This is a genomic window from Corticibacter populi (genome assembly GCF_004217315.1).
GTDB classification, from domain to species: Bacteria; Pseudomonadota; Gammaproteobacteria; order Burkholderiales; family Burkholderiaceae_C; genus Lampropedia; species Lampropedia populi.
Window position 1 is genome coordinate 558,466 of the sequence record NZ_SGWR01000001.1, and the last position, 22,803, is coordinate 581,268.

Consider the following 22,803-nt stretch of genomic DNA (forward strand, 5'->3'; position numbering starts at 1 on the left):
TTGCAAATCATTGAAGGGATGAAAAGTGCGCTGCTGCCGAGAGTGGTGAACCACCAGAAGCGCCTCCCCTGCCGTTGCACCTGGTGTATTACCAAGGCGTGGCCAAAAGGAATGATAGACAACGATCAGGTGTCAATGCGACATGAATTTTCAGGCACTTGGACCTGGAGCACTGACACCGGCAATGGCTCTAACGGAGGGGCCGTCAGATCATCGCAATGCAAATCGGCCCGTGAAGTTTACCCCAATTCCTGCTTCCTGCAATAGGTTTGTATTGCACAATACAGATCAATGTTGGAGTCATCCATGACCATCACTTTCGAGCCTGGCTCACACAGCCGGGCTGACCGCCCTACGCATGTCACCTACGACGAGTTGCAGCGCGCCTACGATCACTTCAACGAGCGGCTGTTTGGCAATGGGCTCCCGGCATGCCTGATCACCCTGCAGCGGGAAAAACGCACCTGCGGGTACTTCAGTGCGCAGCGCTGGGCCAGCATGGACGGACGCACCACCGACGAGATCGCCATGAACCCGGCCTACTTCGCCGTGACGCCGATTGTGGAGACCATGCAGACCCTGGTACATGAGATGGTTCACCTATGGCAGTACCACTTCGGCAAGCCAGGCCGCGGCCGGTACCACAACGGTGAATGGGCGAACAAGATGGAGGCCATCGGCCTGATGCCCTCTTCCACCGGCAAGCCTGGTGGCGCACGCACAGGCGACCACATGGCCGACTATGCGATCGAGGGAGGCCCCTTCCTGGCTGCATGCGAAGAACTGCTCACGCAGAGTTTCCAGATCAGCTGGTACGACCGTTTCCCCGCTGCCGACCACATCGCCCATGGCCTGGCCAGCCAGGCCGCACAGCTCTCGAATTCAGCGGCGGCCGCACTACCCATCCAGATCAGCTCCAGCCTGGCGAGCATGGTGCGCGGCGCCAGCACAGCCATCGGCCAAGTCTCAGGCGAGGAAACCACAACAGGGCCGCAGCCGGCACCGCCAGCTGCGGCGAATAGATCGAATCGGGTCAAGTACAGCTGCAGTGGATGCGGTGTCAACGTGTGGGGCAAGCCTGGGCTGAATGTGGTGTGTGGGGACTGCAAGGTGCCGTTTGAGGTGTGATTGCATGGCACAGGATGGATACATCCTGAAACATCGATGCTATGATCGTCTGCAGTCGGCCAGAAGCAGCCCTCAAGCGAATCTCTATAGGTGACGACTTCAGGCTGTTTAAAGACGTTCAATAGCGAATGCTTGGGGCACCTAAGCGTGGGCCATCAAGTTGTGTCGCAGCCTCAGCAGGGCGTTCACACCACTGACTATCCGCAACACATGAGGGCGGTTGCAATATCGGCATGACCCGTTAGCCCCTTCACGGGACGACTGTCGCTGCCCACCTAAACAAAGCGTCGGCGGACGGTGTGAACTATGTGTTACAAATAGCATATTTGCCCGTGCGATGGCTCAGAATCTCGCACCAGAGACAAGTCCACATCCATGTCACCGAAACCAGACACGACCCGCAAGCCGAGGAAGACCCAGCACGTGACCGCGGGCGGTGTCATTCAGCCATCGTCTCAAGTTCTCCTGCTGAACCCTGATCAGTGGGAAGAGTTCATTTTGGCCGCCGCGCGCAAGCGAGTTCTTTCCGGCGGCGCCTGCTACGCGGCTATCAAGCGGCTGGGCGGGGCGGGCGACGGAGGCCGCGACATCGAGGCGCGATACGGCCCGCCGTTGGTACGGGACGGCTGGGACCTGTACCAGGCCAAACATTACAGGCAAGGGCTGACACAGACCGACGCATTCCCGGAGATGGCGAAGTTTTTCAAGCAATTGGCCATGAAGACCTACCCGCGTCCGAATTTCTACTACTTCTGCTCCCCGCATGCGGTCGGCAACGAGCTTCACAACACGATGGCCGCTGGAGCGAACTCTTTCAAGGCGAAGTTCGTCGATGCATGGAAGACCGGAAAATATGGCATGAAAGGCAGAGCCGCTGAGCTGACCCCTGAGGTCCAGGCTGCCATCGACGATTTCGACTTCGATCGCTTCATCGAGTGCCCGGTACATGAACTGCTGGCTTGGCACGCGCTCGACAAGGCGGCCCACTATCACCTGTTTGGCATCGTGCCTGAACGCGGCGATGATGATCCGATGCCCGCCCAGCCCGCGTTGTGCGAGGGAAGGTATGTCGACGAACTCTTGCGCGTTTACACCGAGCACAAGGCGTCGCCAGTTACTCTGGCCGATCTGCCGGGCAGCGAGTACCAAGACCATTTCGATTCGCATCGACAGATCTTCTACTGCGCGGAAGGCCTGCAACGGTTCAGCCGTGACATCTACCCTGACGAACCGGAGTTCGATCGGCTGCTGGACATGGTCCATGCGGGCATCCGCCCCACGGTCGCGCAACTTCGCCTCAAGACGGGCATGGAACGGGTCGATGCAGCCGTAGAACGAGCGTCGTCGCTGCAGGTCCAAGAGAGCCGTCTTTCGCCCCAACTTCGCGGGGGTGACCTGCCCGGCACCTGCCATCACCTGGTCATTAGAAATGGGCTGAAGTGGGTCAAATGAAAAAATCCAAGCCCCTCGCCGCTTTCAACTCACCGTTCGAATTGGGCATTCGGATGGTGTACTTGCTCAATTCCTTGCAGCCGACTGGCGCCGACCTCCAAAAGCTGGTTCTGCTTGACTACGCAATCGTGTATTCCGACGATCTTGATGGGCCACCCAGCCTTCACACGCCGGTCCCCTATCGCGGTAGCGAATACATGAGTCGTCGCGACCTCATCGCCCAAAGCCTGCACTTGATGAGCACCCGCGGCCTCGTCGCCGTGTCCATGGATGAGACCGGCATCACTTACTTCGCCGGCAACGCCGCCAGAAGCATGGTCGGCGCGCTGACGTCACCTTACCTGCGTGAGTTGGAGAGCCGCTGCCGCTGGGCAGCCGCCACCTTCTCCACCCTCAGTTCAAGAGACATGACCGAGAGATTCGCTCAGCAAGGCCACCTGTGGGGTGCTGAATTTGAAGGTGCCATCGCGAGGGGGCAACAATGGCAATAACGCTAAAGCACTTGTCGGTCCACGGTCCGGGCGTATTGACCGCGAAGGTCGTGTTCGACGGTCATCGCACTCTCATCCGCGGCCCTAGTGACACGGGAAAGTCGCACATCTGGAAGTGCATCTGGTACCTGCTAGGTGGTACCGGCACGCTCGAATGGTTCCCGGAATTGCAGGGATACGACTTGCTGGAGCTCGGCTTCCTGCATGATGAGCATGAATACCTCGTCCGCAAGGCGATGTCTGGCGGCGCAGCGCGCGTTCTGGTACGGAGGGACGATCTTTCGATCCCGGACGGTACGCCGAATCCGCTCGAAGACATCAATCAGGATCTTGGCGACCTTCTCGTCAGTCTGTCAGGAGCTGCCGGAAAACTGGTGCTTCGCAATCGAAGCGAAAAAGGCCCGCTCACCGGTGACGACTTGCGGCATTGGGCGCTACTCTCCCAGCCCCGCATGATTTCCGAGGACGCGACGAAGGGCAAGGGTCATGGCTCAGACAAGCACGTCTCTTCCTACTCGCTGTTCCTGAGCGGACTCGATGACTCCGCGGTCGAGCTCTACAAGACCTCTTCCGAGAAAGACCAAGCCAAGGGAAGATTGGCGGCCGCCCAGGCAGAACTGGCTCGGCTGCAAGGCGTGATTCCAGCGGACACAGATCGAGCATCCGCAGTTGCTGCCCTGGCAAAAGTCGATGAGCGGCTGGATATGTTCGCCACTCAGCTCCAGGCGCGCTCTTCGGTCCTTAAGGAACTGCGGCAGCAGATCTCCGCGCAGGGAGACGCTCTCACGACCGCAACGACAAAACTTGCCAGCGCCACGTCGATGCGGGAGCGTTTCACGCTACTGGACCTGAAGTATGCGAGCGACCTTGCCCGCCTCGGAGCCACGGACGAAGGCATCGCGTTCTTCCAGGCTTTGGTCGAGACGCCGTGCCCGCTCTGCGGCACGCCGGTTGAGCAGCACGTCGATCCCGGCAACCTGAAGCCTAGGGCACCGACCAAATACCGCGATGCGATCGCGGCTGAGGTGGAAAAGATCCGCGCACTCCGTCGCGGACTGCAGCCATCGCTGGCTCAAGAACAGACGCGCTTGGCTACCGCTACGGCTGATGTTCAACGGCTTACATCGTCACTGAAGGCATTGGAGGAGCAGGAAAAGGCAGTGCTGCGTAGCGCGTCGCTGGAGTTCGATTCAGACCCACGCGATCTCGCTGAGTCACACACGCGGTTCTCATCGCTGATCGACGCCTTTGATGAAACCATACGGCTGACGGGCGAGATCGCGCGCCTCAAGGATGCAACGAAACAAAAGCAGACGACCCTCGTACGCAATGTTGGCCAGCATGGAGACGATGTCGGAATGATCGCACGCCAGATGCTCAACGACTGGGGATTCACGTCCATCCAGTCTGTGTACGTCGATCCGAAGGCCTGCGACCTGGTCATCGATGGCCGCCGACGCCTCAGCTATGGTGCGGGCAAACGTGGTCTATTCCTGTCCGCCATGACAATCGCCTTGATGCAGCATGCTCTAACTAATGGTCACCCTCACCTTGGTGTCGTCGTGCTGGATTCGCCGCTAAAAGCTTACGCCCAAAAAGAAGCGCCGGACACTGACCGGGAGATCCCCACAGCCACGGTGAACGCAAGCTTTTACGCTTGGCTTTCCCGCTTCCAAGGCCCCGGCCAAATCGTCGTTCTGGAAAACGAACCGGTGGATGCGGTCACGGCCCGCGCTTTGAATGCTATCGAGTTCACCGACGACTACACCCGCGGACGGCAAGGGTTCTATCCGCCAAGACCGATGATTGCGCCCGCGCCAAGGCCTAGTGACGAGTCCGACTACGGCGATCTTGCGTAATGCGCCACGCGCGCTTTCAATCTAAGCCGCCAGCTGACGAGCGAGTGCCATGACTCGGCGTTGGCCTGTAGAGACCAGCGGACTCTTAGGAGGTCACCTCTGCTGCAAGAGTTCTATACGCTGGGCTGGACGGCCGCTCCTAGGAGCCCTGTTCGACGAAGCGACGGACTGCTGTCGCTGCAAACCCGACATTGGGAATGCAGTGCGAGCGGCTGCTTTGGGTCGATTCGCGCCCCTGGCACATCAAACCCAATCTTCATAAACGAGGTTGGCAACTCTGCCGAACTCTCGCGTGTTGTTTGTCACAAGTATGCAGTCTGCGGCAATGGCGTGGCCTGCGATGGCGGTGTCATTGGGGCCAATCGGTGTGCCTGTATCGGAGAGCGCATTTTTGACTTCCATAGCCGCATCCACTGCGTGCCTGTCCCATGGCAGGATGGCGTCAAGACGCAGCACAAATTCATCCACCAAGGTCTTGTGGCGGGCAGAGGCTTTTTTGCCAATCTGGCCATAACGCATTTCTGCATACGTGATGGCTGAAATGACGATGCGGTGCTTCTGGGCGCTGGTGAGCGCCAGCCGCTGCAACACGGATGCGGGCATCTCCCGCATGATGAACGAACAGATGTTCGTGTCGAGCATGTAGGTGCTCACAGAGCGAACCTGCCTTCGTCATCAACGACCGATTGACGCTCCAGCAGGAAATCGGCGTCTGACTTCTGCACTGAAGTCAACGATTCCCAGCCAGGGCGCACTGGCCGCAAGGTGATGACATCGCCTTCGCGGGTTATTTCCAGTTCGCGCACATCTTCATAAGCCATGTCCACCGGCAGGCGGATGGCCTGGTTCTTGCCGTTCATGAAAAGAGATACAGTACGCATGATGACTCCTAACATATGTCAAGCATATGTATTGTAAGGTTGGATCATTGGGAGCGCAAGGTGTCGGAAGAACACGTTCATCCAGTTTTGAATTTCCGCTCCGAGTCGTCAGCGGAAGCATCGCCTTCTCAGCGCTCAGACCAATTCGCTATGCGGCACAGGCTCCCCAAGCCCCTGCCATCGTTTGATGGCCTCGCCCACGCGCTTCTCCAGAGACACCAGTTCATCATCAGCGAAATCAAGGCGGATCATGAACTCCAGGAAATCACCATCCAGCCTGGCGCACAGCGGTATGACTTCCAGTCCTTGCCCCTGCACGAGGTCCAGAACCCGCCGGAAATTGGGACGCACCGTGTGCCAGTAAACAACACCATGCTGCTGCAGGTCCGCGCATAGAGCTGCAATGCTCACAGGGTCTTCGTGAAAACAAGCACGCATCCAAACGCCTTTCCTTGTCTAGGGTTGCCCTCGAGGGGCTCCGCTCTCTCCCGCATCATCTCAGAACCTGTTCTCAGCAACTTTCCCAGGCCACCGTTTGGTTCTCCTGCCAGCCATTGCGATGCAGCAGCGGGAGGTCATCGGTGAACTGTGGCCAGCCGATGCACAGGTAGAGGCTGAAGCGCCAAGTTTGCGGTACCTCGAAGAGTCGCTCCATGCCGGCGGCATTGAGCACGCTCACCATCCCTACGCCGAGTCCTTGGGCGCGGGCCACCAGGTTGAGGTTCTGCACGGCCATGGCGGTGCTTTGTTCGAGCGTGCCAGCCATGGAATGTCGACCCAGACCGTATCCGGCTGTTGGATCGGTGTCAGTGAAGACAGCCAGTTGCAGTGGGGCCGTTTCGATGCCCTCGAGCTTGAGCTGTTGGTATTGCTGCCGTTTCTCCGGTACTTGGTCTTGCATGGCTGCCGCATTGGCCTGGCGGAAGATGTCATGCACGGCCAGCCGCCTGGCCTGGCTCTCCACCTGAAAAATCCGCCACGGCCGCGAATTTCCCACGGACGGCGCCAAGTCCATCGCCAGGCGCAGCTGCTGAACCACCACCGGTGGCACTTCCCGCGTCTCGAAATGCCGCACATCACGCCGCCAGGTCAGCAGGCGCAGCAGGCTTTCACGTTCACTGTCGGCAAACTCCATCATGCCGGCTCCCGCATGCATGTGCATGTCGTCAATCCCGGGCCACGCCCGGCAACTTGAGTCGCTCGTCACACTTGACCATGGAAAACACTCCCTATGGTTGTGTCGGTGTCCAAATTTTGGAGGCTGTTCAATGGTGCGGCACTTCAGAAAAAAGTCTTCCAAAGGTCCGTCTCAAGGAACCATGGGTTGATCACGCTGGCATCCAATCGGAGAGTGTCGGCATCCGACACCTCGGCCAGCAGCTTGTGCTTAGCGCCCGAGTTGTCAAAGATATAGGCACGGTGAGCTACCTCGCACGCTTCGGTCATGAGCGCAATGGACCTATGGTATCGACTGATGATCTTGTCGTCAGAAACCGGATGGCCACCCTGCAGCACGCGCCGGTGCACCCGGTCGATGTTGATGGTTGGATCGTCAGTCGCAACAAAGTACAAATAGACGCGATAGCCGCGCTCCCGGGCCTCTCGCATGAAGTCGATCTTTGAACGATGCGACATGACGGTCTCGAAGGTGAATGTTTTGCCTTCGTTGAGCAGTTCCTGTCGCACAGCATCGGCCAACGTGGCAGCAAGGTAGGAGTTGTATGGTCCAGGTACCCAGAGAGTCAGCGCTTCGTCCAGCCTGATTTCGGCAAGCAAGGCTGGTATGTCAATACCCTTCTTCAGCCCGAACGTTTGAAGGCTCTTCTTGATTCGCTTTAGCACCATGTCCGGCTCGCCGGTAACGCCGAGGTCTCTCAGCGTCAGGAATCCGCCTGAAGCATTCAGGACCTTCTCCATCTCGTCGGCATTCACGAAGACACCGATCCATTGGGGCTTCAGGTTGAGCTTGATAGTGCTTTTGCCTGATCCGTTTGGCCCTGCGAGGACACGAAGTCGGGGCTTGGCAGGCGGCGACAGAGTCGGCTTGCCAGCCTTGGGGGCACGCTCGGAATCAGCGGCTTTACTTGACACGTTTCAGGATGGTGCCGGGTTTGACGCGCTTGCCGATCGAGAGGTGCTTGATGACCTTTACGCTACCGTCGCGCTTGCGCTCAACGATCTCACCGCTAGCAGCCTTGACTGTCACCGCTCCTGTTTGCCTGAGTGTGTTCCAGTAGGCCTCATGACCTGCTTGGGCGGCAGCCACAAGGATGCGTCGCTCAGCAATACGCATTCCTCGTTCGGTCGGAATGGTTCGGTTCGTGTTGGTGGACATGAGAGTGTGGGAAGGTGTATGGCTGTCAGTCTATCAGGGTGGATTGACATGAATATATCTTCAAAGCGCTCAGGTGTGCTAACGCGCAGAAGTTATTGGCCTTGATGAGCAATCATCTGCTTTGAGGATCCTTGCAGAAGGCATGTATTGGCCCTCCAAAGCCCTGTCCATGGAAAGCGCTCAATCCCGTGCGCTCTTGCGCACGACGCCCAGTTGCAGGCCCAGCACACCCAGCAGTTTGTTGAGCGTCTGCACGGTGCCGGTGCTGCGCCCTTGCTCGATGTCGAGCAGGGTTTTCTGGGCGATGCCGGCCATGCCGGCCAGTTCTGCACTGGTCAGCCGCATGGTGCGCTTGAGGTGCCGCACGGATTGCTGCAGCGTCCACTCCGGGTGGGCCAGTACGTCGTCGATAGCTTGCTTGCGCAGCATCAGTTGCTCGGGCAGACTCAGGGTGTTGTAGCGTTTGTCCATGGGTATCCCTCCTCAGGCCAGCGCCCGCATGCGCTCGGCCATGCTCGCCAAACCGGGCCGCAGATAGGCATGCACGTCTGGTTCCAATCCTAGCTCGGCGCCCTGCTCTGCAATCTCCGCCAATGCGGGGGCCATGGCAGCGAGTCCGGCGGCCAGTCCTGTGCAGTCCAGTCGTTCCTCTGGATCGTTGGCCGGGCTGCACACCGCATCGAGCACGCGCTTCCAGTCAGGCTGACCATGGTCGTTGCCTTCCCAGCGGATGCTCCGGGCGATACCATCCGGGTGCAGGTACATGGGGGCAAAGTCGTACAGCGGTGTCAGGCGGATGTGGCCGGCGAAGTCGCGTTGAATGGCGGTGTTGCGGGCATGGTTGTCTTTGTTGCCCAGCGCCAAATTGACCACGTCGCGGCGCAGGTACTCCAGCACCTCAGTCTGGGGATCGCTGCAATGCGCCACCAGGGCCCGGCACACCTCGTCATGGCTGGGCACGCGGTCCAGGCCGGTGTAGCCTGTCAACGAGGCCACGCTTTCCTGGGCCAGCCGTTCCACGCGGCGAGCTCCATCGGCGGCGACCACGCTGCGGTCAAAGCGCGGAATGAACAGCACCCGACCGCCTTCGAGCTTCAGCGATGCATGCACACGCAGCCCCAGGCGGCGCGCCAGTTCCATGTAGACCGGCTCATGCCGCAGGATCTGCGCCAATGCCGCATCGCGGCCACGGCTGAATTTGACGATGAAGTGCCGCGCCGCCTGTGCATCGGGAAGCGTGTGGTCCAGGTGGAGTAAACCGACGTCATCCTGCGTCAGCAGCAGCTTGGGCCACTCGCCCTGCACGCCCGACGAACCGGCAACGAACAGGCCATGCTGGGCCAGGTGCTCGCTGAACGCCTCAACACGGGCCGAGACCTCATGTGTGGCGAAGCCGCGCGCGATCGAGCCAGTGTGTTGCTGCAGCTCATCCGTGCGGGCCTGCAGCCACTCGGCGGCTTCCTTAACGCGCAGATGGCCGATCGGGTTGCCGGCACCAGCCTGCAGCAGGCGCCAGTCGGCCGCTTGCTCGAGCGTCACAGGCAAATCCAGACGCTGCAGCAGCTCGGCGCGGCCGAAGCCCTGGGGCAGCATGTCGAGCAGCCACACCGGCCAGTGCGGACTCTCCAGCGGCTCCAGCCCCACAGGCCAATTGACGCTGATGGGATGTGCATCGCGTTGGCCGAAATGCCTCACCGACCAGTCCACCGCATAGCCGGCGAAAGTCTTGGCGCGCCAACCGTCGGCGTCGTTCCCCCACAGCGAGACCGAGGCCACGTCGTGCCATTGGTCCTGGCAATGAAGCTGGAGGGTGCAGGACTTCATAAGAGTGTTTTTCTATACAAATTGATTGCCTGATGGCTTGCATTTTGTATAAAAAAACACTCTACTGAAAGAGGCTGATCCGCTGTGAGTAGCGCGTGCCAAGTACAGGTGCAGTGGATGCAATGTCGATGTTTCAGACGAGCCTAGGCTCAATGTAGTGTGCGGGGATTGCAAGGTGACGCTTGATGCTTGCTTGCCTGGGGCTGGATAGATACATATGGAAACACAGATAATATGATCGTCTGCTAGCGGCCAAAAGCGGCCGCTGGGTTTAGAGCTTGGAAGAGCAGTGTTGGACTGTTCTGCGTCATTCGCGGACAAAGCCTGATTGGCAGCTCCCGCCATCATCGGCACTAAGCACCGCCGACGCCAACGTGAAACGAAGTAGCACCGTCCCTGTGCGAATCAGTTGGAAGCTACGATATGTCCTTCTCAGGGAGATTGTTCATGACAAGTATTGCAGCGAAAATTAAGGCTCTCCGTTCATGGCCCATATCCAACCGCAACCGACGACATCATTTTGAGCTCGGCGCCGTTAAAAATCAAGACAGAACTCAGGCTTGTGCACGACTCCTCGTCCACGGTCATGGGAGTTTGCTCAATGAAAGCAGCACGCTTGATACCGGCCTGGTATTTCCAGGTATTACACCGCCTGGAATCAGATCCGCTGCTGCAGCATTTCGCAGTATTCAGCGACTCTTTGAGAGCGCCGCTGTCGAAAAGCGGCTGGCCCCTTGGAGGGTGCTTGGCTTCATGTCAGACAGCCTTGTGCCGAATGGACTCGCCGCCGTGCTGCACGATGAAGATGAGAAGGTTCAGTTCATCAACGTCACTGCCGGAGCGTTCTTTCACACACTCTACTCTGCGTACCACTTGGTATCGGACAAGCGCTTCGAACCGACATTGCCGCGCCCGGGCGAGCATCTCGAGGCGCATGCAAAGCCACTCTTCGGAATTGCTCTAAACATTCCAGTCTCGCCCGAGCGACGAGCGTTGGCTGGACGGTTCGCAGTGGCTGCCTTGCGAGTCACCTTCTTTCATGAGTTAGCCCACATCCTGCGGGCACATGCAGTCTATTTACGCTGCGAAACTGGCGCAGGAATCGGCGCGATAACTGAAGTCTCATCATGTGATTTCGCGATTTCGCAAGTTATCGACCTTAGACGAAGGGCGTTGGAGACTGACGCCGACGACTTTTCGGGGCGGTTCATGGCAAAGGAGTTCTTCAGGGGCTTTCACGAAAATGAGCTGTCGCTAGATAATCCGCGCTTTAGGGCTAAGGCTTTTGAGGTCGTGGTCGGCGTTGTTTTGATGTATTCGTGGTTTGCAGAGTCGGAGGGCTATCACAGTGGCTCGCTAAGAGCGTATTTGGTGCTCGGCTCCATGTTTGTTGAACTAGGACTGGATGTAAAAACTAGCGTCAGATGGGTGAACGACAGAGTCTCCGGACTGCAAGCGCTCATGATTGAGCGAGGGCTGTTGCCACGCGGGGTTGGTTTTATCAGCGATGTCAAATTGAACGATCTGAATCAGGATACCTTCGCCTACCGGGAAAGCCATATGCGAGAATGGTTGCAGCTCAGGCCGTGGGGTTCTAACGGTGATAGGTGACTGCGCTGCATGAGGTTAGCGGCAGGGCGGACGCCCGCACAGGAGTCGTTTTACCTTATCAAGAGCCTCCCATTCACCGGTAGGTACTCAACATCGTGAGCTAAAGGATTGAAGCCGCCCGTAACACAGCTTCAAGGCCGGATGCGGTCGTTCTCTGGGAGCCGGGCGATAAGAGGATCCCGGAGCAAAGCAGCTGCAAAAAAAATTGTCGAGCGTCTGCTTGGGGTCGAAAGCAGCCAGCCTGACTTATGTAAGTTTTCAATATTTCAAGCGAACTTCTGAATAGTTATACCGTCGTAGCGGACGATGCAACCGCACCGCACACTCAGGAGGCCGCGCATGGCAGTCCCACAGAGCAAGATTGAACTGCTGAACGCCATCGACACTCAGTTCGGTAAACTGCAGGAGGCGCTGCACGCCATCCCACCGGAACAGGCGCACACGCCCGGCATGGAGGGCCACGCCAAGGGCACCTTCATGAGCCCGGCCAACCTCGTCGCCTACCTGCTGGGCTGGAACACACTGGTGCTCAAGTGGCTGCAGTGTGATGCCGACGGCCTGCCGATCGACTTTCCGGAGACCGGCTTCAAGTGGAACGAACTGGGCAAGCTGGCGCAGAAGTTCTACCGCGACTACGAGGCGCTGCCCTGGGCACAATTGTTGGACCAACTGGTCGCCGCCAAGACCGCCATCGTCGCCCGTATCGAAACCAGCAACGATGCCGCGCTGTACGGGCGCCCCTGGTACGGCAAGTGGACCCAGGGCCGCATGATCCAGTTCAACACCGCCTCGCCCTACGCCAATGCCCGCAACCGGCTGCGTGCTTGGCGCAAGGCGCTTGAAGCGGCAAATGGATAAGGTTTTCCACTCAATCTTTACGCCTCAATTGGCAGCTTGATTGCTGCAGAACCTTGTCTTCTATCCGACATGCTTCATGCCTCTGGCAACCAGCCATGCTGTTGGTACCAGGCAAAGGTATCGCGCAGGGTTTCCTCCACGGGCCGGAAGTGCAAGCCCAGCTCCCGCTCGCTTTTGGCGGGATTGAAGCGGGTGCGGTCGGCCTCGCGCAGCATCAGGCGCACGGTGGACAGGCTGAGCAGGATGGGCTTGCCGCTGATGCGTGCATACACCTCCTGCAGGCTGGCCAACGCCCACAGCAGGGGCACCGGCAGCGCCCGCGTAGGGGCCTTGACCTGGGCCACATGGGCCAGCAGCGGCACCAGTTCACGCATGGTCATATGCTGGCCTGCCGCCAGATAGCGCTCCCCGTTGCGGCCCAATACGGCGGCGGCAATCTGCGCCTGGGCCACATCGCGGGCGTCCACGACCGAGAAACTGCCCGGCACCAGGCCGGGCAGCTTGCCGCGCACCAGATCCAGCAACAACTGGCCAGCGGACGTCGGGCCGATGTCTGCCGGCCCCCACATCCAGCCCGGCAGCACGAAGCTCGCGTGCATGTCGGCGTGCTGCTGCAGAAATGCGCTCACCTCCTGGTCGGCCAGGATCTTGCTGCGGTAGTAGTCGTCCGCATCGTCCAAGGCACGGCTGTGGGTCTCGTCGATCCACTGGCCGGGCTGGCCATCAAGCACGGCGATTGAGGAGGTCTGCACGAAGCGGCGGATGCCTGCCGCGTAAGCGTGCACCAGCAACGCCTGGGTGCCATCGACATTGATGCGCTTGAGCTGCGCCCAGTGCGCGCCGCCCTTGTAGTTCTCGCGAAAGTACGCGGCGGTGTGAAAGACGACGTCGCAGCCCGCCAGCGCCGGGGCGAATGCAGCGACGTCGCCCAGATCGCCCTCGACCCAATCGATGCCTGCAAGCCCCTCGAACTGCTGCTCGGCTTTGCGGTGCGAACGCACCAAGGCTTTGACGTGCACCCCGCGTGCCAGCAAGGCCCGCACCAGGTTGTTGCCCAGCAAGCCCGTTGCGCCCGTCACGAAAGCCTGCGCAAAGTTCACATTCATGTTTTTCATCATCTCAGATTTCAGTTGAAATTCGAAATGTATGCAAGACAGATTCAGATGTCAATTGATATTCGGAATAGTAGAATGTCCAGCATGCCAGAACGCCCTGCCACTTCATCTGTCACCCGCCTGAGCCGACCAGCGCGGCAGGCGCAAACCCGCGAAGCGCTGCTGGCGACCGCCCGGCGCCTGTTCATCGAGAACGGCTACGGCGGCACGTCGATCCGGGACATTGCCGAGCAGGCCGGCTATTCACAGGGCGCGTTCTACTCCAACTTCGACAGCAAGGAGGCGCTGTTGCTGGAGCTGCTGCGCGGCCACATGCAGGCCGAGGCCGAGCAGCTCGCCGTGCTGGTGGCGCCAGCGCAGCGCAGCCTCGAAGCGATCCTGGACGACCTGCAGGCCTGGGCTGGCACGCTGGACAGCGATGTGAACTGGTCGATGCTGTCCGTGGAGTTGCAATTGAATGCGCAGCGCTGCGAGACCTTCGCGGCGGCCTATCGGGCGATCTGGCAACAGCACGCCCAGACGCTTGCGCAGTTGATCGGTCAGATGTTTGCGCAACGCGGCATGCGCCCTCCCGTTGCCAACGAAGCTATCGCGTCTGCGCTGATGGCGCTGGTACACGGCCTGGCGTTGCAGCGTGCCGCGACGGGTACTGCCGCGACCGGTCAGATGGTTGTGATTTTTCTGCGTGGCCTGCTGGCGCTGGCGGAGAATTCCACTACGTAAGGGGCACGCTCCAGAACTCCGCTTCATCTTGATGAGATCAACCCATGTTCTCCACCGAATACCTGCTGACCGCGCTCATCGTCGTGCTGATTCCCGGCACCGGCGTCGTCTTCACCGTCTCGATCGGGCTGACCCAGGGGCGGCGCGCCAGCCTGTTTGCCGCGCTTGGCTGCACGCTGGGCATCGTGCCGCACCTGCTGGCCACGATTCTCGGTCTGGCCGCCGTTCTGCATACCAGCGCGCTGGCATTCCAGTTGCTCAAGGTCGCGGGCGTGGCCTACCTGTTCTATCTGGCCGTGATGACCTGGCGTGACCGCTCGGCCTTTGCCGTGGACGCCACCGCTACCCGCCAGGGAGTCGTGGCGGTGATCGTCAAGGCGTTCCTGCTCAACATCCTCAACCCAAAGCTGACGATTTTCTTTCTGGCCTTCCTGCCACAGTTCGTTGCCGCGGATGCGGCGTCGCCGCTGACGCAGTTGCTGGGCCTGAGCGGCATCTTCATGGCCATCACCTTCGCCGTATTCGTACTGTATGGCCTGCTCGCGCACGCCTTCCGCGCGGCTGTGATCGAGTCCCCACGCGTGCAGAACTGGCTGCGGCGCGGGTTTGCCGCCGCCTTTGCTGGGCTGGGCACGCAACTGGCTTTTTCGGAACGCTGAGTATGCACGACTACCGCGATCTCGACCACCTGACCCGCGAGCAACTGATCGCCGAGGTGAAGCAACTGCGCGCCGGCATCCGTGCCCATCGAGACCGCTCTGGCCACGACCTGTGCTGGTACCACCCGCACCTGTGGGCCTTGCTGCCCGAGCAGGCCGGGCGCCAACCAGAAGTGCCCGACTGGCCGCAGTTCATGCGCGGCTGCGTGCGCTACCGCGCATCGCTGGATGCGCAACTGCCAGACGCGCCACGCACCCGCCGGGAATTCGGCGAATGACGCACGACACCAACACCCGCCATTAAACGCCACCATGCCCCTGCACATCGCCACCCCCTGCATCGAATCCCATCCCCTCAGCCAGGCGGCTGGCCGCCGCATTTGGCTCAAGCTGGAAAACCTGCAGCCATCAGGTTCGTTCAAGCTCCGCGGCATCGGCCTGGCTTGCGATACACATGCCCGGCGCGGCAAGCGGCGCTTCGTCTCGTCGTCCGGTGGCAATGCCGGCATTGCCGTGGCCTACGCCGGGCGCCGCCTGGGCATTCCGGTGACGGTGGTGGTGCCCGAGACTACCACCGAGCGCGCCCGCGCCCTGATCCGCGCGGAACACGCCGAACTCATCGTGCATGGCCAGGCCTGGCACGAGGCCAACGCGCTGGCCCAGTCGCTGCTGGGCGAGGACGATGCCTTCCTGCACCCGTTCGACGACCCGCTGCTGTGGCAAGGCCATGCCAGCCTGGTCGATGAAGTGGCGCAGAGCGGACTGAAGCCGGGCGCGGTGGTGCTATCAGTCGGCGGTGGGGGCTTGTATGCGGGCGTGGTCGAAGGGCTGCGGCGCAACGGCTGGGGCGACGTGCCCGTCGTCGCAGCGGAAACGCAAGGCGCGGATGCCCTCGCGCAATCGCTGGCCCAGGGCGAACGCATCGCGCTGGAGGCGGTCACCAGCATCGCCACCTCGCTGGCCGCCAAACAAGTCTGCGAACAGGCGTTCGCGCTGACCCGGCAGCACCCCACCCGCAGCGCCACCGTCACCGACCTTGCCGCCGTCACCGCCTGCGAGCGTTTTCTCGACGACCACCGCCTACTGGTCGAGCCCGCCTGCGGCGCCAGCCTGGCGCTGGCCTACGCCAACCACGCGGCGCTGGGCGACGCCGACGACGTGTTGGTGGTCGTTTGCGGCGGCGTCACCGCGACGGCCGAACAGTTATGCCAATGGCGGATACAACTCGTCATGCTCTGAACGGCGGTGACACGGCGATGCCGCAATGTCACCGCACGCAAGATCGGACTGCGGACCTGCTCACCAACGGTCGGACCCAATCTGGGGTAACAATTTACGCAGTCCAAGGGTCAATCAGTGCAACGTCAGACGCAAAGCTGCGGGACTGATAACAGATCCACTGACGTGCGGGGAACGCGCTTTAGCCTTCCATCCCTCGGACTCACATATCAGTTCATCTCCGCATGTGCGTTGACGAGATTCGGACTGCCAACCACTGAAGTGGTTGGCATCGCCGTTCTGGGCCGTACCCAGGAGAGTGTTTCAAGCTTCTTGCAACCGCGCGAGTTGGCGCTTCAGCGCTTCGTTCTCCTGCGTCAGCTCAGCCACGCGTTGACGCAGTGCGTCCAGCTCGGCTTGGTGATCGCCGTGCTGATTTTCTGTGCTGGCAGCGCGCGGCTTGCGCTTGGCTTCACGGACACGCTTGGCCGCTTGCTTAAGCTCGTCCTTGCCGGCAATGGCGGCGGCTTTTTGTTCTTCTTCCGGCAGCGTCGCCACAGTGGCTGCGGCGCTGAGGGAGATCTCACCTGCCTTGAGCGCAGCGACCACCTCGGGCGCAGCCTGCTGCTGGATGCGCTCGATCAGCACCACCTGGCTGCTGCTCAGCCGTGCGGCTTTCGCGATCGCTTCACGGCTGTTGAGGTCTCCGGCCTGCGATTTTTGCGCAGGCGAATCTGCTTGGGTAGGTGAGGCTTGTCCCTCCCCTTCCCAAGGAGACGTACTCTCGACCGTGTTCATACCGGTCTCCGCCACATCTGCAGGAGACGCAAGACTTACTGTTGACTGGACTTGCGAGGCCTGGCCGCGGCGGTTTTGCAATATCTCTCGCTTGCGCAGCGCGAGCACCCCACGCTGGAAATCGGAAACGCTGCGCCGTCCCAGGTGTTGATCGATCATCCAGAGATAGACGTCCTCCATCGACTCAAACCGGGTGTTCTGGATGGTCTGGAATGGCAGGCCATGCCTCTGGCAAATGCTGTATCGGTTGTGACCATCGATCAGCACATCGCCCCACAGCACCAAGGCATCGCGGCACCCCTCGGCAAGAATGCTGCGTTCCAATGCCGCGTACTCATCGGCACTCAACGGGTCGATGTACGTCTTCAGCTCCTCCTTGACCACGATCTCCATACCGCCCTGACCTTCCGCGCAAAGGGCGGCATTGTAGGCAAGGACAGGTGCACCCAGACCCAGCTACCGCCGAATCACCAACAGGGGCCTTGGCGGCATTTTTTGATGGCAGGCTCCCGGGTATGGGATGTACTGTGGTACCAGCTTCCAGGCCAGAGAGCCGGCGAACTCAACCGATCCATCCTGCCGCTACGTGCGGCGATCCTGCCTAAACTTTGAGCATTGCAAGGATGGCGCAGGAGAACGCGCTCTCCCGCAACAACTTGTCCACAGGGTTCTCCACCAAGACTGTGGATGGGTTGGTATGGTGTACCATTGTGTAACAGTAGATGCAGTTGGCCACTTTCGGCCAGCCGCGGAAGTTCAGAAGGTGCTGTTCACCGTCTGCTTCGCAGCGATTGCTGTCTGTCGCTCCGGGTGCTACTACTTATGATGTCAGCGAGACTGCGGCTTATTACCGCGGCGACAATACATTTTTTCGACAATAGGCATGAGCGGGCACAACTTGCCTGATGGACTTGTGAGACGGCATGCTCGACGAGTCAAAAATAACTGAGTTTGGTTGCGTACAAAGAATTGACAGTGTTGCAGATATATGAGCGGCTGGCTGTCATTAATATGGCTCCGTTAGGGTGTATGTTAAATTTCGAGTGGGAAAACGAAAAATAATGGTTTACGTAGATGATGCTGCGGTTCCGATGTACGGTTATACATGGTTTCACCTTATGGCTGATAGTGTCCAAGAGCTTCATGCATTCGCGGCCAACATAGGCATCCACAAACGTGCGTTCCATATCGGAGCTCGCCATCCCCATTACGATGTCACAGCAACTCAACGTCGGCACGCCATTCGCTATGGTGCCCGACCAATAAGTGCGCGGGAAGCTGTGTTGCTTAGCCGCCGAGTCGTGTCCGACGAGCCTCACGCTATCGCTCAATCTCCGCAGCTTTGCCTTTTCGTGTAGCCAGGCGGTTACTGGATGGATAGATCTCATGCCAAAGGACAACACAGAATAGGTGATTCAGCACAATGTAGTCACTAAAATGGATAGTTCTTCACCTCTCTGACAAGACACAAAAAGGGCCTTCTAGCTTATAAATGCGATAGCGAACAAATTGCAGTCTTCATCTTCGAAACCCTACCAGTAGTGCTAACGCAAATGCCGCGTGCCTCCCGTCGGGCAAGGAGCCTTAGCCGTGAAAAATTCCGCAAAAAGGACTAACGAAAACTGTGGAAATCACCTTCGACACAAAGGAGTTGCGCGACCTTTGCGCAGACGAGGAGACCGCTGCTCAAAAATTGGGCTCGGTCGCTGCGGAATCGCTGAAGCACCGAATATCAGACATCCGTGCTGCCGACTCCATCGACGAGGTACTTGCGGGCAAGCCACGCACCGGAATACACGAAGGGGCTGAGTGCTACTTCATCGATCTCCCACCGCCGTTTCGGGTGGCCGTCGTACCGGCCCATGGCACACCCCGCATGAAGCCTGACGGTTCCGCCGATTGGAGCCGTATCCGACGGATCAAAGTGGTCTCACTGCAGCCATAAAATTAGCCTTATGAACACGTTCAAGCCAAATTGGGCAAGTCCTCCTGGCGCAACAGTGCTTGACCTTTTGCACGAGCGCCAAATTCCGGTTAAGGAACTGGCAGATAGAGCGCACAGAGACGTTCAGAGCGTCTCGCGACTGATATACGGCGTCGAGCCTCTGACCGTCGACTGGGCCGAGTGCTTGTCCGCCATTCTGGGCGCAAGCCCAGAATTTTGGCTTCGGCGTGAGGAGATTTACCGCGTCGACCTGCGAAGGCTGTGTGAATCCACGGAAGTAGCCCCAGACAAGTGGCTATCCGATGTCCCTATCAATGATTTGGTCCGCTTCGGTTGGATTAAGCAAGGCACATCCGCCAGTGAAACAACGTTGAACGCCTGTGCATTCTTCGGTGTCACAACCTCCAGCTCATTTGAACAGAAGTACAAACGCCTATTTCAGGCGTCGGCCTACCGTGCCAGCAGTGCGTATGTCACGCGGCCGACAGCAGTTGCAGCATGGCTGCGACAGGGCGAAATCGAAGCATCTGCTGTGGTCTGTGAACCCTGGAATCGTAACAAGCTTGCCAATTCCCTCAACTCGATTCGGGCATTGACGGTGGAGGCGGACCCTTCGAAGTTTCTGCCGGAACTCGAGAACATCCTGGCTTCCTGTGGCGTAGCCATGGTGGTGGCACGGACACCGGAGGGATGCCGAGCGAGTGGGGCGACCCGTTTCCTGCATTCGGAGCAGGCCCTGATGCAGCTGAGCTTCCGCTACCTAGCTGATGACCAATTCTGGTTTACCGTCTTCCACGAGATTGGTCACCTGCTCCTGCATGCGCATGACGAGCTCTTCCTGGAAGGGCTTGAAGATAGGAGCAACGAGGCCGAGCGAGAAGCGGATGAATTCGCCTTGGACACGCTTTTCGAAAAGGTCGGTGCCGACGCTCTCGATAAGGTAGAGCCTTCATTGCTTGGCATCAAACGACTGGCCCGCCGAGCAGGCATTTCCGACGGGATTGTGGTGGGCCAGCTCCAAAGGCGTGAGCGGGTGCCTTATAGCCATTTCAACAAGCTGAAGGCCCGCTACGCGTGGGCCGACTAGCCCCTGAAGTACTTATAGACACCGGGATTCTTGCCCCAGTTGCACATGGCGTCTTCCATCTCTTGCATACCAACGCCCAGATGGACGCCGAGGATCTGTGTCCTGCGTTCCAGTTCAACCAACGAGAGTTGCTGGGCCCCCCCCTCGAACAACAGGCGTGCGCCCTTGTTTGGTCCGTTGGTCGAGGCATCTAGGTAGGGTCGGCCAGGTTTGATGTTCACGAAGCCAAGCTTCTGAATCATGGTTAGGTAGTCGAAGCGACCAATCCGGCCGAAGGAGGCAACCGACCGCATGGACCGGTAGAGCTTCTCGAAGGCCTGTGCAGGGTCATTGTTGGATTGCACCAGCGCCAAATCGAACAAGTTGGCATGGTTACCGGTGGCACTTACCCATTTCACATAGGTCTCGAACGCGTGCCCCGTACCGTTCTGCTTCGTGCCCGACAGACTCAGATACTTCCGATGATTGCCGAAACCGCGTCGTGAGCCGCGGCGCAGCTCTCCTTCATTTTGGTCCAGCCACGCTTTCATACCGGCGATATCTGCTTTCACGGCAGCAAAAGTCCAAGGAGCTCGTTGGCCCAGGGCACTGTAGAAGTCCCGCACATAGCGGTAGCCGGAGGCCGGATGGCGTCCGAAGTGCACGAACAGGAATACGAGCCAGCAGGCCTCGTCAAAGTCACCCGCCTGCTGCTTGAGCCTAGCGGCCCGGATAGGATCGAAGGCTGGGCTGAGACCGTCGGCGCGGTCGGGATGTATATCGCGATGGGTAACTACTTTGACGAAGTCGACACGGCGCACACTGTCAATCATCTGGCGGATGAAGACATCCTGGTGCTGTGGATCGTTCAGTCCCGGTAGTGCAAAGTCGTTCTGGATGCAGTTAGCAATACCGTGGCTCAGCTTCTTGGCCAGTTTCTCGACCTTCTTCCTCATACAAGCACTCCTGCCGATTGGCGGCCTATCCACGTTGAAATGTTGGCGATCGCCTGAGTGGTTACGCCAAAGCTGCTCTGGATGTTGTGATTGAAACCCAGCACCAGTAGCTTGCGACGAAGGGGAATGCTCCCCACCTCGGAGATGCGACCGATGTATGAGATGCCTTGTACGCGCCCGTCTTGAAGCGCCCAGGATGGTTCGACTTGAGACCTGAGGCTGTCAGCAACCACCAGTCGGCTGAACTCCCTGACCACGGTCGCTCCGTTAAGTACAAGTACCCTGATATCCGAGGCGCTGAGCGTGCGCGCCAGCGAGGGAGCGCCAAGCTCAATCAACCTGGCCTGATGGCCACGAGGCAGCGCAGACCACTTGTTCGCGGTGGCGAACGGCACCAGGTCCAGATGGCAGGCGCTTTCGCCGATGCGGCTATAGTAGGACGCTCCGGTCTTGGCCAAAATCCTGTCCAGTCGCTTGAACCACTGGTCATACGGATTCCGAAAGAAGTAGTCCTCACAGGTTTCCCAGATGCGCTGCACCCCCAGGCGAGCTACCTCGCTCCAGTTCGTCGCACGCAGACTGCCTAGAGATTCAAATCGGTTGTAGGGCTCAAGCAGTTGCTCGCCGACACGGTCTACAAACTCCAGGTTGCTCGGGTTCAAGCCCAGTGTTGCTACCTTGCTCACGGCCGGATTCCCGAACGAAACAACCGGCGAGGCCCACGGGATAGCACCAAGAGCGACGGGTGCCCCCTCATTCAAGATAGAAACCAGCGTACCGACCTCCTTGAGGAGAGCCTCGCTGCTCATGGCGTGACTCCTTTAGCTGCATCTGCAATCAGAAGATCCTGCTTCGCTTCAACGAACATCTTGTAGACGGTAGGCCTCAGCCGTTCAGTAAGGCCTTTGATGACCAAAAGGTCCTTTTCCTTGTAAGCCCGGTAGGCATCTAGCAGGTGGGCTAGCTCTTGCCAGTATGAGTCCCACACTGGCTGGGAGTTGGCCGCACCGCGTTCGCGGAGACCCTGCTCGTAGGCCTGAAGCTGCTTGACGTTATCCCAGGGGTCACCCATTGGCATCGGAGGCATTGCAATCTTGGATTGATAGCCCTCTTCAAGATATCGTGCCGCGCGTGCTGCGTGCTTCTTGTACAGGTGCAGGCTTCCTGCACAGTGCTTGTACTCGCCCACCTCCATTCCAACAGAGCGGGCCACCAGTTCCTGGAGCATGGTGAAAGAGAAGACGTCATGCGGAAGACCAAGGAAGGCATCGTTCGAACGCATGGAAACGAACATGTGGAGTCGGTCGTCTCGTGCCATGAACTGCAAGGTGCACGTACAAGGAATCGACTTATATGGCTTCAGCAAGTCTGTGGCATCGAAAAGCTGAATCACCGCACGCCTAGACGATGGCTTTTCCTTAAGCAGCTTGATGACGTTCGCCATCTGGTCCGCACCATTGAATGAAAATAGCCGTTCGCCATAGCCGCTGCGCACGGTAACCTGGTCGTCTGACTCGTCCTGGAAAACGCCGGGAACGTAGTAGTCAATGAAATCGAGCTTGGTATCGCGCGACAGGTACCACAAGAGCTCTCCAAGGGCACTGAACACCTTACTCTTGTCTTCGCTTCGGCTCAAACGGGCTCGGGGGTTCTTCAGATGAAGAAGCACACCGAACAGTTCGGTGAAATCGCCTCTGCTGGCCTTGACGCTGGTTCTCTCCGCGAGCAGCGCCTTGAGGACGTCATACAACATGTCGTCCAACGTATCGTGCGAGCCGAACACTTTCCCTCCCTTGTCAATTTGCCGGGCTAGCCACATATTGGGGCCGGATACAAATAGTAGCAGATCGTAGCTATAGGGCGGTAGTCTGCCTCCGGCGCAGG

The 22,803-nt window shown here is 59.2% G+C and carries 26 protein-coding genes; 13 read left to right on the forward strand and 13 right to left on the reverse strand.

Annotation, left to right across the window (positions count from 1 at the left end; all coding sequences use genetic code 11):
• The first annotated feature begins 306 nt into the window (after positions 1-306).
• From EV687_RS02470 to EV687_RS02485, 4 genes are all read left to right on the forward strand, one after another.
• Positions 307-1,128, forward strand: coding sequence for a SprT-like domain-containing protein (locus EV687_RS02470; protein WP_122226287.1), 822 nt, complete (start codon positions 307-309; stop codon positions 1,126-1,128).
• A 375-nt stretch (positions 1,129-1,503) separates the two neighbouring features.
• The gene (locus tag EV687_RS02475; RefSeq protein WP_122226288.1) at positions 1,504-2,580 is read left to right on the forward strand and encodes an ABC-three component system protein; all 1,077 of its coding nucleotides are present in this window, start codon (positions 1,504-1,506) and stop codon (positions 2,578-2,580) included.
• Positions 2,577-3,071, forward strand: coding sequence for an ABC-three component system middle component 2 (locus tag EV687_RS02480; RefSeq protein ID WP_122226289.1), 495 nt, complete (start codon positions 2,577-2,579; stop codon positions 3,069-3,071). Before EV687_RS02475 ends, EV687_RS02480 begins: the two co-directional genes overlap by 4 nt.
• Positions 3,062-4,930, forward strand: coding sequence for a hypothetical protein (locus EV687_RS02485; protein WP_122226290.1), 1,869 nt, complete (start codon positions 3,062-3,064; stop codon positions 4,928-4,930). The genes EV687_RS02480 and EV687_RS02485 overlap by 10 nt, the downstream gene beginning before the upstream one ends.
• Before the next feature lie 243 nt (positions 4,931-5,173).
• On the opposite strand, the gene EV687_RS02490 is transcribed toward EV687_RS02485, so the two are convergent.
• The 8 genes from EV687_RS02490 to EV687_RS02525 all read right to left on the reverse strand — a co-directional run bounded on the left by EV687_RS02490 (position 5,174) and on the right by EV687_RS02525 (position 9,970).
• Positions 5,174-5,572, reverse strand: coding sequence for a type II toxin-antitoxin system VapC family toxin (locus EV687_RS02490; protein ID WP_207226389.1), 399 nt, complete (start codon positions 5,570-5,572; stop codon positions 5,174-5,176).
• Positions 5,573-5,580: 8 nt separating this feature from the next.
• Positions 5,581-5,811 (reverse strand): type II toxin-antitoxin system VapB family antitoxin, encoded by a 231-nt coding sequence (vapB, locus tag EV687_RS02495; RefSeq protein ID WP_122227117.1) that lies wholly within the window; start codon positions 5,809-5,811, stop codon positions 5,581-5,583.
• A gap of 135 nt (positions 5,812-5,946) precedes the next feature.
• On the reverse strand, positions 5,947-6,222 hold the full coding sequence (locus EV687_RS02500; RefSeq protein ID WP_130466421.1) for a hypothetical protein: 276 nt from the start codon (positions 6,220-6,222) through the stop codon (positions 5,947-5,949).
• 100 nt (positions 6,223-6,322) lie between these two features.
• Positions 6,323-7,111 (reverse strand): 5,6-dimethylbenzimidazole synthase, encoded by a 789-nt coding sequence (bluB, locus tag EV687_RS02505; protein WP_242612430.1) that lies wholly within the window; start codon positions 7,109-7,111, stop codon positions 6,323-6,325.
• Complete coding sequence (locus EV687_RS02510; RefSeq protein ID WP_122226293.1) at positions 7,093-7,902, reverse strand: ATPase; 810 nt, start codon at positions 7,900-7,902, stop codon at positions 7,093-7,095. The genes bluB and EV687_RS02510 overlap by 19 nt, the downstream gene beginning before the upstream one ends.
• Positions 7,892-8,146 carry a hypothetical protein gene (locus EV687_RS02515; RefSeq protein ID WP_242612432.1) on the reverse strand — a complete coding sequence of 85 codons (255 nt, stop codon included), beginning with the start codon at positions 8,144-8,146 and terminating at the stop codon, positions 7,892-7,894. The genes EV687_RS02510 and EV687_RS02515 overlap by 11 nt, the downstream gene beginning before the upstream one ends.
• A gap of 180 nt (positions 8,147-8,326) precedes the next feature.
• Positions 8,327-8,617, reverse strand: coding sequence for a helix-turn-helix domain-containing protein (locus EV687_RS02520; protein WP_122226295.1), 291 nt, complete (start codon positions 8,615-8,617; stop codon positions 8,327-8,329).
• Between the two features lie 12 nt (positions 8,618-8,629).
• The gene (locus EV687_RS02525) at positions 8,630-9,970 is read right to left on the reverse strand and encodes a type II toxin-antitoxin system HipA family toxin (protein WP_122226296.1); all 1,341 of its coding nucleotides are present in this window, start codon (positions 9,968-9,970) and stop codon (positions 8,630-8,632) included.
• Between the two features lie 447 nt (positions 9,971-10,417).
• Between EV687_RS02525 and EV687_RS02530 the strand changes: the two genes are divergently transcribed.
• Positions 10,418-11,581, forward strand: a complete 1,164-nt coding sequence (locus EV687_RS02530; RefSeq protein WP_130466422.1) for a hypothetical protein — start codon at positions 10,418-10,420, stop codon at positions 11,579-11,581.
• Between the two features lie 339 nt (positions 11,582-11,920).
• Positions 11,921-12,439, forward strand: coding sequence for a ClbS/DfsB family four-helix bundle protein (locus EV687_RS02535; RefSeq protein WP_122226298.1), 519 nt, complete (start codon positions 11,921-11,923; stop codon positions 12,437-12,439).
• Positions 12,440-12,513: 74 nt separating this feature from the next.
• Here the strand turns inward: EV687_RS02535 and EV687_RS02540 are convergent, their stop codons facing one another.
• On the reverse strand, positions 12,514-13,545 hold the full coding sequence (locus EV687_RS02540; protein ID WP_122227121.1) for an SDR family oxidoreductase: 1,032 nt from the start codon (positions 13,543-13,545) through the stop codon (positions 12,514-12,516).
• Positions 13,546-13,638: 93 nt separating this feature from the next.
• On the opposite strand from EV687_RS02540, the gene EV687_RS02545 reads away from it, so the two are divergent.
• The 4 genes from EV687_RS02545 to EV687_RS02560 are packed head-to-tail and all read left to right on the forward strand — an operon-like array spanning position 13,639 to position 16,175.
• The gene (locus EV687_RS02545; RefSeq protein WP_207226363.1) at positions 13,639-14,277 is read left to right on the forward strand and encodes a TetR/AcrR family transcriptional regulator; all 639 of its coding nucleotides are present in this window, start codon (positions 13,639-13,641) and stop codon (positions 14,275-14,277) included.
• 44 nt (positions 14,278-14,321) lie between these two features.
• Entirely contained in the window at positions 14,322-14,936 is a 615-nt protein-coding gene (locus EV687_RS02550; protein ID WP_122226300.1) for a LysE family translocator, read from the forward strand.
• Positions 14,937-14,938: 2 nt separating this feature from the next.
• On the forward strand, positions 14,939-15,214 hold the full coding sequence (locus tag EV687_RS02555; protein ID WP_122226301.1) for a hypothetical protein: 276 nt from the start codon (positions 14,939-14,941) through the stop codon (positions 15,212-15,214).
• Between the two features lie 34 nt (positions 15,215-15,248).
• Complete coding sequence (locus EV687_RS02560) at positions 15,249-16,175, forward strand: pyridoxal-phosphate dependent enzyme (protein ID WP_122226302.1); 927 nt, start codon at positions 15,249-15,251, stop codon at positions 16,173-16,175.
• Between the two features lie 303 nt (positions 16,176-16,478).
• On the opposite strand, the gene EV687_RS02565 is transcribed toward EV687_RS02560, so the two are convergent.
• Positions 16,479-17,345 (reverse strand): ParB N-terminal domain-containing protein, encoded by an 867-nt coding sequence (locus EV687_RS02565; protein WP_122226303.1) that lies wholly within the window; start codon positions 17,343-17,345, stop codon positions 16,479-16,481.
• Positions 17,346-18,013: 668 nt separating this feature from the next.
• Here EV687_RS02565 and EV687_RS02570 point away from each other — a divergent pair.
• The 3 genes from EV687_RS02570 (at position 18,014) to EV687_RS02580 (ending at position 19,984) form a co-directional block, all read left to right on the forward strand.
• Complete coding sequence (locus EV687_RS02570; protein WP_207226364.1) at positions 18,014-18,310, forward strand: DUF4031 domain-containing protein; 297 nt, start codon at positions 18,014-18,016, stop codon at positions 18,308-18,310.
• Positions 18,311-18,576: 266 nt separating this feature from the next.
• Complete coding sequence (locus EV687_RS02575; protein WP_122226304.1) at positions 18,577-18,897, forward strand: hypothetical protein; 321 nt, start codon at positions 18,577-18,579, stop codon at positions 18,895-18,897.
• 10 nt (positions 18,898-18,907) lie between these two features.
• Positions 18,908-19,984 carry an ImmA/IrrE family metallo-endopeptidase gene (locus EV687_RS02580; RefSeq protein ID WP_122226305.1) on the forward strand — a complete coding sequence of 359 codons (1,077 nt, stop codon included), beginning with the start codon at positions 18,908-18,910 and terminating at the stop codon, positions 19,982-19,984.
• Here EV687_RS02580 and EV687_RS02585 read toward each other — a convergent pair.
• The 3 genes from EV687_RS02585 to EV687_RS02595 are packed head-to-tail and all read right to left on the reverse strand — an operon-like array spanning position 19,981 to position 22,702.
• Entirely contained in the window at positions 19,981-20,919 is a 939-nt protein-coding gene (locus EV687_RS02585; protein WP_122226306.1) for an alpha-glutamyl/putrescinyl thymine pyrophosphorylase clade 3 protein, read from the reverse strand. The genes EV687_RS02580 and EV687_RS02585 overlap by 4 nt on opposite strands.
• Entirely contained in the window at positions 20,916-21,728 is an 813-nt protein-coding gene (locus EV687_RS02590) for a hypothetical protein (protein WP_122226307.1), read from the reverse strand. Before EV687_RS02590 ends, EV687_RS02585 begins: the two co-directional genes overlap by 4 nt.
• The gene (locus EV687_RS02595; RefSeq protein WP_165392806.1) at positions 21,725-22,702 is read right to left on the reverse strand and encodes a thymidylate synthase; all 978 of its coding nucleotides are present in this window, start codon (positions 22,700-22,702) and stop codon (positions 21,725-21,727) included. The genes EV687_RS02590 and EV687_RS02595 overlap by 4 nt, the downstream gene beginning before the upstream one ends.
• Positions 22,703-22,803 lie beyond the last annotated feature (101 nt).

What these genes read in the sequence shown, in the direction of transcription:
- EV687_RS02590 (WP_122226307.1), bottom strand. Translation starts at nt 21,728, where the DNA reads ATGAGCAGCGAGGCTCTCCTCAAGGAGGTCGGTACGCTGGTTTCTATC.
- EV687_RS02480 (WP_122226289.1), top strand. Translation starts at nt 2,577, where the DNA reads ATGAAAAAATCCAAGCCCCTCGCCGCTTTCAACTCACCGTTCGAATTG.
- EV687_RS02470 (WP_122226287.1), top strand. Translation starts at nt 307, where the DNA reads ATGACCATCACTTTCGAGCCTGGCTCACACAGCCGGGCTGACCGCCCT.
- EV687_RS02475 (WP_122226288.1), top strand. Translation starts at nt 1,504, where the DNA reads ATGTCACCGAAACCAGACACGACCCGCAAGCCGAGGAAGACCCAGCAC.
- EV687_RS02535 (WP_122226298.1), top strand. Translation starts at nt 11,921, where the DNA reads ATGGCAGTCCCACAGAGCAAGATTGAACTGCTGAACGCCATCGACACT.
- EV687_RS02560 (WP_122226302.1), top strand. Translation starts at nt 15,249, where the DNA reads ATGCCCCTGCACATCGCCACCCCCTGCATCGAATCCCATCCCCTCAGC.
- EV687_RS02525 (WP_122226296.1), bottom strand. Translation starts at nt 9,970, where the DNA reads ATGAAGTCCTGCACCCTCCAGCTTCATTGCCAGGACCAATGGCACGAC.
- EV687_RS02520 (WP_122226295.1), bottom strand. Translation starts at nt 8,617, where the DNA reads ATGGACAAACGCTACAACACCCTGAGTCTGCCCGAGCAACTGATGCTG.
- EV687_RS02585 (WP_122226306.1), bottom strand. Translation starts at nt 20,919, where the DNA reads ATGAGGAAGAAGGTCGAGAAACTGGCCAAGAAGCTGAGCCACGGTATT.
- vapB (WP_122227117.1), bottom strand. Translation starts at nt 5,811, where the DNA reads ATGCGTACTGTATCTCTTTTCATGAACGGCAAGAACCAGGCCATCCGC.
- EV687_RS02490 (WP_207226389.1), bottom strand. Translation starts at nt 5,572, where the DNA reads ATGCTCGACACGAACATCTGTTCGTTCATCATGCGGGAGATGCCCGCA.
- EV687_RS02515 (WP_242612432.1), bottom strand. Translation starts at nt 8,146, where the DNA reads ATGTCCACCAACACGAACCGAACCATTCCGACCGAACGAGGAATGCGT.
- EV687_RS02555 (WP_122226301.1), top strand. Translation starts at nt 14,939, where the DNA reads ATGCACGACTACCGCGATCTCGACCACCTGACCCGCGAGCAACTGATC.
- EV687_RS02570 (WP_207226364.1), top strand. Translation starts at nt 18,014, where the DNA reads ATGGTTTACGTAGATGATGCTGCGGTTCCGATGTACGGTTATACATGG.
- EV687_RS02550 (WP_122226300.1), top strand. Translation starts at nt 14,322, where the DNA reads ATGTTCTCCACCGAATACCTGCTGACCGCGCTCATCGTCGTGCTGATT.
- EV687_RS02565 (WP_122226303.1), bottom strand. Translation starts at nt 17,345, where the DNA reads ATGGAGATCGTGGTCAAGGAGGAGCTGAAGACGTACATCGACCCGTTG.
- EV687_RS02545 (WP_207226363.1), top strand. Translation starts at nt 13,639, where the DNA reads ATGCCAGAACGCCCTGCCACTTCATCTGTCACCCGCCTGAGCCGACCA.
- EV687_RS02530 (WP_130466422.1), top strand. Translation starts at nt 10,418, where the DNA reads ATGACAAGTATTGCAGCGAAAATTAAGGCTCTCCGTTCATGGCCCATA.
- EV687_RS02580 (WP_122226305.1), top strand. Translation starts at nt 18,908, where the DNA reads ATGAACACGTTCAAGCCAAATTGGGCAAGTCCTCCTGGCGCAACAGTG.
- EV687_RS02485 (WP_122226290.1), top strand. Translation starts at nt 3,062, where the DNA reads ATGGCAATAACGCTAAAGCACTTGTCGGTCCACGGTCCGGGCGTATTG.
- EV687_RS02540 (WP_122227121.1), bottom strand. Translation starts at nt 13,545, where the DNA reads ATGAATGTGAACTTTGCGCAGGCTTTCGTGACGGGCGCAACGGGCTTG.